7 protein-coding genes are annotated in these 7,666 nt (G+C 51.2%); 1 reads left to right on the top strand and 6 read right to left on the bottom strand.

Annotated elements, in window-relative coordinates; translation table 11 throughout:
* From OEL90_RS13715 to OEL90_RS13695, 5 genes are all read right to left on the bottom strand, one after another.
* Positions 1 to 488 (bottom strand): ATP-binding cassette domain-containing protein (locus OEL90_RS13715; RefSeq protein WP_300689459.1); only part of this gene is annotated, 488 nt, incomplete at its 3' end.
* Between the two features lie 142 nt (positions 489 to 630).
* On the bottom strand, positions 631 to 1,797 hold the full coding sequence (locus tag OEL90_RS13710; protein WP_300689456.1) for a DUF4317 family protein: 1,167 nt from the start codon (positions 1,795 to 1,797) through the stop codon (positions 631 to 633).
* 191 nt (positions 1,798 to 1,988) lie between these two features.
* Positions 1,989 to 2,684 (bottom strand): response regulator, encoded by a 696-nt coding sequence (locus OEL90_RS13705; RefSeq protein WP_291400017.1) that lies wholly within the window; start codon positions 2,682 to 2,684, stop codon positions 1,989 to 1,991.
* A 77-nt stretch (positions 2,685 to 2,761) separates the two neighbouring features.
* Positions 2,762 to 4,174, bottom strand: a complete 1,413-nt coding sequence (locus OEL90_RS13700) for a sensor histidine kinase (RefSeq protein WP_300689452.1) — start codon at positions 4,172 to 4,174, stop codon at positions 2,762 to 2,764.
* A 36-nt stretch (positions 4,175 to 4,210) separates the two neighbouring features.
* Entirely contained in the window at positions 4,211 to 4,678 is a 468-nt protein-coding gene (locus tag OEL90_RS13695) for an NAD-binding protein (RefSeq protein ID WP_300689449.1), read from the bottom strand.
* 267 nt (positions 4,679 to 4,945) lie between these two features.
* Here OEL90_RS13695 and OEL90_RS13690 point away from each other — a divergent pair, with 267 nt between their 5' ends.
* Entirely contained in the window at positions 4,946 to 5,440 is a 495-nt protein-coding gene (locus OEL90_RS13690; protein ID WP_300689446.1) for a rubrerythrin family protein, read from the top strand.
* 88 nt (positions 5,441 to 5,528) lie between these two features.
* On the opposite strand, the gene OEL90_RS13685 is transcribed toward OEL90_RS13690, so the two are convergent.
* The gene (locus OEL90_RS13685; protein WP_300689443.1) at positions 5,529 to 7,577 is read right to left on the bottom strand and encodes a RecQ family ATP-dependent DNA helicase; all 2,049 of its coding nucleotides are present in this window, start codon (positions 7,575 to 7,577) and stop codon (positions 5,529 to 5,531) included.
* Positions 7,578 to 7,666 lie beyond the last annotated feature (89 nt).

Below are 7,666 nucleotides of genomic sequence, written 5' to 3'. Positions count from 1 at the left end.
GTGTTCGCCGAGAAGTGGGACCGGGTCAGCTTGTCCATCTTATGGCCGCACTGGCTGCAGTACATGTAAATTTTGAATCCATCCTCAATCTTGACGAATTCTTCCTTGCACTCAGAGGCTTTGATCAGTGCACCGCACTCCGGGCAGGTTCTTTCGGCCAGTTTTTCGTAAACCATCCTGAGGTCAGTGTAGATATCCGTTACCGTCCCAACCGTGGAGCGGGGATTGCGGTTGTAAGCGCTTTGCGTGATCCTGACGGCGGGGGACAGGTTTGTGATGGCATCGACCTTGGGTTTCTGAATCCCCTGATAGCCTATGGCCTCCAGATACTGTCTCTGGCATTCCTGATACAGGGTCTCAATAGCCAGCGTCGACTTCCCCGACCCGGAGAGTCCCGTAAACACCACCAGCTGATTCTTGGGAATCTCAAGGGTAATGTTTTTTAAATTGGCTTCCCGGGCACCGACAATTTTAATCCAGCCGTTCATTCACAACGCCTCCCAAAACCGCCTAAAAAGCCGCCTATATTACATTAAACCGCGACTTTTACAACGACTTTTACAACGACTTTTACAATGACTTTCACAATGCCTTAAAAAGTGCCTTTAAAAGTGCCTTTTACAGCACCACCTACAGCGCCTCTACCTCCAGCTTGATGCCGTTGATCTCAACATCCTCATCCACTTGAATCAGCAGGCACTTGCGCCCCTGCCTGTCCACCACCTGCCGCAGCAGATCCAGGTTTTCCGGACTGATGACAATGTCCGCTGTGGTGGTTGAAATCTTCATGGACTTTTTACTGTATCCCGGCACCACATTGGCGGGCTTGAAATGCTTCGCGTCACCGACGATCTCGCTGGCGACCACATTAAAGCGCGACGTGTCAATGCCGTTGCCTTTCAAGACCTTCTCCAGGGCAGCGAGCTCGACCACGGGCACCTCTTCCTCAGCCTGCTCTAGAATGGCTAGATCCACAGTCTCATAGATATTTTTCACGACCTCTGCCTTAGCCTTGTCGCCGACCATGGCCTTAATGAGAGTGTCGAACTGCTCTTTTTCCTCTTTCGCAGTCCGGGTATAACCCGCGTCCAGCACGAAATCGATCAGGCCCGCGTTTAACTGGTCCGCCTTTGAGGTGCTGTAAAGCACCTTGTTGACGTCCACTGCATCATCCGTGATCGACGGAAACATAAAGCCCTCAAGGGGCGCGTTCAGGTTCAGGACGGCATTCAGATCGTGGTTCACCGTGAATCGCCTGTCTCTGTAATCAAAGCGCACCGACTTTTCGCCGCTCTCAATCTTATTGATGCTGCACAGGATGAACTTCATTTTATAATCCGTGTCCGCCGCGCCGCTGTAGTCCTCTTCGCCAAAAGGCGTGTCTTTCCTGGAGGGCTTCAGGTACTCTGCCTTGATGAAGTTGGCCACCAAATCCCCGTCATAGACTGCGCTTCCTACGATTTTCTCCATAATCTGAACCGCCTTGGCCTCGAAGCCTGCCATAGTATCGTCCAGCAGCATGTCATACAGAAATCTTTGCCCCAGGGACTCCGCTGCCGGAACCGGATTGAAAGGCAGCTCGAAGAGCTTCACGTCCATGGCCCCCGTCAGCAGCTTTTTAAAGTTCGAAAAATATAAGTCTTGCTCGGCCTCGTCACAAGCGGTAAACATTCCGGCTTCGTGGTAGATAATGTCCTTGGATTCCCCCATGGCGAACACGCGGCCGAGATGGGAAATGGTCACTTTGCCATCCTCTTTGAGCTGTCGTTTGAATGCAGCTATGTCTTTTTTATTCATGTTGTCCCTCCACTGGTTGAATCTTGCTCAACTAATAATATACCACAATTTGGGGCGGCTGAGACATCCGGGAATTGGAAGGGGGACGCTTCAGCCCTTGGCCTTTTGAACCCCGCCGTCATGTTTAAAACCCAAAAAAGAAATTTAGCCGATGGTGGTTAGTCCCAACACCATCGGCTAAAAAGCTCTTATTATTCATCTGAAAACCGGTACCCCACGCCCACCTCAGTCATGATAAACCGGTGCTTGGCGGAGTCCTTCTCAATCTTGCGGCGCAAATTGGCCATAAACACGCGCACACTCTTGGTGTCGCTCTCATTCTCATAGCCCCAGATCTTCTTGACAATGTAATTGTGGGTCAGCACCTTGCCGCGGTTCGCGATCAAGAGCAGCAGGAGCTTGTATTCAATGGGGGTCAGGTGGATTTCCTGGCCATCGATCATAACCTGGCGCTTTTCGAAGTCCACGTGAAGATAGTCGCAGTCAAATTCCGTCTCCTGGGACGGTGCAGTCCCTGCGGACAAATACCGCTCCGCGACGCGGATGCGGGCCATGAGCTCACCCATGTGAAAGGGCTTTGAAATATAGTCGTTGGCGCCTGAATCCAGGGCTTCGATTTTTTCAAGCTCCTGTCCCCGGGCGGAGACCACCAGAATGGGAATTTCGGAAAATTCGCGTAGGGCCTTGATGATCTCGAGGCCGTCCTGGTCCGGCAGCCCCAGGTCCAGGAGAATCAAGTCCGGCCTATGGGAAGAAAACAAAAACAGCCCCTCCGCCGCGGTCGAGGAGACGAACACTTCATAGTTGCTCTTCATGAGCGAAACCGCAATGAAATTGGAAATGTACTGATCATCCTCAATAATGAGAATCTTGATTCTATCCACCACGGATCATGCCCCCAATGACTGATCTTCGAACTGTCACCCCAATAATAACTGTTTTTCCAACGACTTCCCTCTTACGACTACTCCTCCAGCGGCAAAGTGAACATGAGGCGCGTCCCCTTTGGCCAGTTGGCCTCAGCGCAAATATTGCCGCCATGGGCTTCAACAATTGCTTTACAAATAGTCAGCCCAAGGCCAATGCCGCGCTTTCCATCCGTCACGCCCTGGTCCAGCGTCACGAACTTGTCGAATAATTTATCCTTGATATTGCTGTCAATGCCATTGCCCGTATCCGACACCACTACTTTGATCACCTTCCTGCCCTCAAAGACCTCCAGCGCAATCTCGCTGTCAGGGGGCGTGTGGCGAATGGCGTTTTCGAGAAGGTTGATCAGCACCTGGACAATCAGCTTTCCATCCATAGGGACCATGACGACCTTCTCCGGCAGGTGCACGTTGAACTTGCGGCCTTTAATGTGACGTTCCACGTGAGAGATGGCTTCACTGACGACGTCATCAATGATTTCCCCGTTTTTCTTCAGGACGAGCTTTGACTCATTGATTCTGGTCATGTTGAGGATGTTCTCAACCAGGTTGGTCAGCCAGAGAATTTCCTCGCTGAGATCCAGCGCCAATTTTTTTCGTTCCTCATCTGTCAGCTTTTCGTAATTGTCCGCCAGCAGATTCCCGGCGCCCAGCAGCGCAGTCAAAGGACTCCTCAGATCGTGGGCGACGGACCTCAGCAGCGTTGCCCTGAGCTGCTCCCGTTCCATGGCCAGCTTGATGTTTTCCTGTTCATTGTAGAGATTTTCCCTGTCCAGGGCAATCCCAAGCTGGGTCGCGACAGAACTGGCGATCAATTCATTTTGCTTGTCCATAATCTCCTCAGCGTTGAAGATTTGGATCACGCCAAGGTTGCCTGCGGCACTCTGGATGGGAAAGGTATGGGAGGGGATTCTGTATCCGTTTGCTGCCTCAGGATAAATGACCCCATTCCGGTCCAATTTAACGACAGACGCGCACCCCAAAAACTCCTCTATAAAGGAAAGACTCCGCATGACAATGTTTTTTTCCCCACTGACGAGCAGAAAGCCTGCTGCGATCTGGTACAGGATCATGGAGGTTCTTTCGTTCTTCTCTGCAATCAAAATCTGCTTTTGAAGTCTGGAGGTCATAGTCCCCGAGACTATAGCCGTAATCAGAAAAAATGCGAGCAATATAATATCTGTGGTGTGATACATGACGAAGGTAAAACGCGGTTCCGTAAAAAAATAGTTAAATGCCAAAAGACTGGCAAAAGAATTGAATATGCCCCAAACAAAACTGCTGGTCAAGGTGCTGGAGAACAGGACCCCAAGCAAATACACCATGATGATGCTTTCTTTGCTGATGCCAAGATAGCTCATTCCCAGCGACACCAGGGTAGCGATTATAAACACCAATAGTGTTTTCAGCGCACAGGTTATAGTTTTTTGCTGACTTGCTGCGATCATGTGATCACTCCCATAGCACTAGTATATAGGTTCCTTCTAAGTCTGTCCAAGCCCTGTTACAATATTCATCAGCACCGGATCCCGGTCCCCCGTCACGATCCAGTCCACGCCTTGTTCTTTGAAAACGCTTTGGTAGACGTATTTACTGCAGCTGGCGATCGTCTCCACATTCGGCTTTATTCGCTTCGCGCGATGACACAATAATAAATTGTCCAGATCACTGTCAGAAATGGCCACCACGTGGGTGAACGGCATCAAATCCTGAACATTGCCATTAGTGGTTTCCACGTGGGCGATCCCCAGCTGGTCCAGCTCCTCCAGGATCGTCCTGATGGCTTCCTCATGACCGACCTCTTCACTGTAGATCAGGACGGTCGCCCGCCTGACTTTTTCAATGTGATCGACTACGACAATATCCTCCAGCGCGACATCCAGCCGCTTCATAACGCGATACCCCAACACACCTACACCCAGCATCGCCATGATGATGATCACATCCAGCATACACTCACCCTCTGCTCTATGATTTCTAACTTCATCATAGATCACCCTGCATAAACATAGTGTTAAGATGCCTGTGGGGGTGTTAATTTTGTGCAAAGATGTCAAGGACAAAAATTATGCCGATGGTCGTGTAAAAAAACCATCGGCAAAAAATTTAAATGTTGCTTGGATTACCAAATGAAATATGCTATAATTAATTTATAATTGTACTGAATACATATTTGTTTATTTCGGTACAGCAAATCAACCTTATGGAGGAATCTCAAAATGGCAGAAAGCAAAACACTCAACAATCTCATGGAAGCCTTCGCAGGCGAGTCCCAGGCGAACAGAAAGTACCTTTCCTACTCAAAGAAAGCGGAAGCAGACGGCAAAATCAACGCTGCCAAGCTTTTTAAAGCCGCTTCTGACGCTGAAACACTCCACGCCCTCAAGCATTTTGAAGTTGCCGGCAAAATTGGCACCACTGTCGACAACCTGAAGGATGCCGTCGCCGGCGAAACCCATGAGTATCAAAACATGTACCCTGATTTCATCAAAGAAGCTGAAGCTGAAGGCAACAAGGCAGCCCTCCTTTCCTTCATGTATGCCATGAAAGCGGAAGAAGTCCATGCGAGACTCTATCAGGAAGCCCTCGAAAATCTCGATGAAGCAGAAGAGATCTTCTACTACCTCTGCCCGATCTGCGGCAACATTGAAAAGTTCATTCCTGAAAAGTGCAGCATTTGCGGCGTTCCGGGAGCGAAGTTCATCAAATACTAAGCAGAAAGTGGATTTGGTTGTACACAATTTAATTTGTTTTTAGATGCATATGAGCCGAATGTTGTTGTATACACGACCTTCGGCTTTTTTATATTACAGTTACATTACCGTCCGCTGCACCAAACCCTCGAATCGCTTCCAGAAAAATGTGGCCGTAGGTTTCAAACTTCTTCTCGCCCACGCCTTTGACCTCGAGCATCTCTTCTTTGGTTTGCGGTCTCAGCGCAGCCATGTCGGCCAAAGTCGCGTTTCCAAAAATGATGTAGGCGGGGAGGCTCTTTTCATCGGCAAGGCGCTTTCTTAAGGCGGCCAGGTGATCGTAGAGATCACCTTCTGCCTCTGTCAGAGCAGGCGCTCCAGTACCGGATCCTTTTCCCCTGCCTTTGGTGCGGTCTGGCTTTTCTTTCTTGCTCATAGTGCTCGCGTCCAGTCGGTCCTGCCGCACAAAGAACTGTGCTTCTCCCTTCAGGAGCTGTTTGGAAGTCGGCGACAGCGCCAGGAGGGGGTACTCGCCCCCGGAGGTCTGAAGGTAGCCTTGGGCCAGGAGGTGCATGATGATTTCCTTGATCAGGTTCTCAGAGCTCTCGCCCATGATGCCGTAAGTCGACTGCTTGTCCAGCTGCCAGTCCAGGATTTTCTTGTCCTTCGACCCCCTCAGGACCTTGATGATAGTGCCGGACCCAAAGCGCTGGTTGGTTCTGAAAATGCAGGACAGGATTTTTTGGGCTTCCAGAGTCATGTCGACCATTTTGGATTCGTTCAGGCAGTTGCCGCACTTGGCGCAGGTTTCCCGCTCAGGTGTCTCGCCAAAATACTTCAGAATTTCGCCCCTGAGGCATTCATGGGTGTGACAATAGTTCACCAATGTCTGCAGATTTTCATGCATCATGGTCTCCCGTTCCGCCTCCGACACGGATGCGGATGCGGATAGGACATCCATTTCAAACTCGCCTGCGGCATCTGCCAGCCCCAGGCTCCCCGACAAGCCCCCAGCGCCAGCCGAATCCGCCGACGCCATCAGCAGCTTCTGCCTCACAACGTCTGCCGGAGAGTACATCAGGATGCAGTCGCTGTCCTCGCCGTCTCTGCCCGCGCGGCCGGCCTCCTGGTAGTAGGCCTCCATGTTCTTAGGCATGTTGTAATGGATGACAACGCGCACATCCGGTTTGTCAATCCCCATCCCAAAGGCATTGGTTGCCACTATGATCTTTGTCCGGTCAAACATGAAATTCTCCTGAACGGATTTTCTCTGAGCGCTCTCATAGCCCGCATGGTAAGCCTCTACCGGATAGCCCTGATCCTTTAGCGCCTTGGTCAGGCTGTCCACCGTCTTTCGCGTGGCGCAGAAAATGATGCCGGAGGCGTTAAACCGCTGCTCTTTACCCTTTCCATGAGCGCCGCGGGATGACCGGGACGGATGTGTTGTTTGAATCGCGCCCGACGCATCAGGCGCCTCGTCCTCATACCGCTTCAGGTAATCCACCACAAATTTCAGCTTGTTTTGGGGTTTGGCGACACTGTAAAAGAGATTGGGCCGGTCAAACCCGGTCGCAACCTCAAAGGGCGCACGCAGCGCCAGAAGCGTTTTGATCTCTTCCTTCACGAACTGCGTTGCCGTCGCCGTAAACGCCGCCACGCAGGGTCTTGTAGGGAGCCTGTCGATAAACTTGGGGATTTCCTTGTAGCTCGGCCTGAAATCGTGGCCCCACTGGCTGATGCAGTGGGCTTCATCCACTGCAATCAGACTGATGCTGATATTCTTCGCAATCTCGACGAACTCCCAGGTGTTCAGTCGCTCCGGTGCCACATAAGCGAGCTTGAAGACACCCTTCTCGAGATCCCGCAGCCGCGCTGACAGCTCAGCGCCCGTGAGGGAGCTGTTGATATAGGTACAGGACACGCCGTTTTCCACGAGCCCGTCCACTTGGTCCTTCATGAGTGAGATCAGCGGCGAGACCACAATGGCCGTCCCCTCTTTTAATAGCGCCGGCAGCTGATAACAAAGGGACTTTCCCCCGCCAGTCGGCATAATTCCGAGCACGTCCCGTCCCGCAAGGATTTGATCGATCAACTGCTCTTGCCCGGTGCGGAAGCTGGTGTAGCCAAAGTGCTTTTTTAAGATTGAAAGTTTGTCCATGGGAGCCCTCTTCGAGTGATTGGATTTTGTCGTCCGCTCCATTATATCGTATTTTGCGGGACTTCACACCCGCCGCTTCAAAGACAAAA

Source organism: Acidaminobacter sp. (assembly GCF_030247605.1).
Classification (GTDB): Bacteria; Bacillota; Clostridia; order Peptostreptococcales; family Acidaminobacteraceae; genus Acidaminobacter.
The sequence above is the reverse complement of the archived record's forward strand: the minus strand, read 5'-3'. Positions and strand labels throughout refer to the sequence as shown.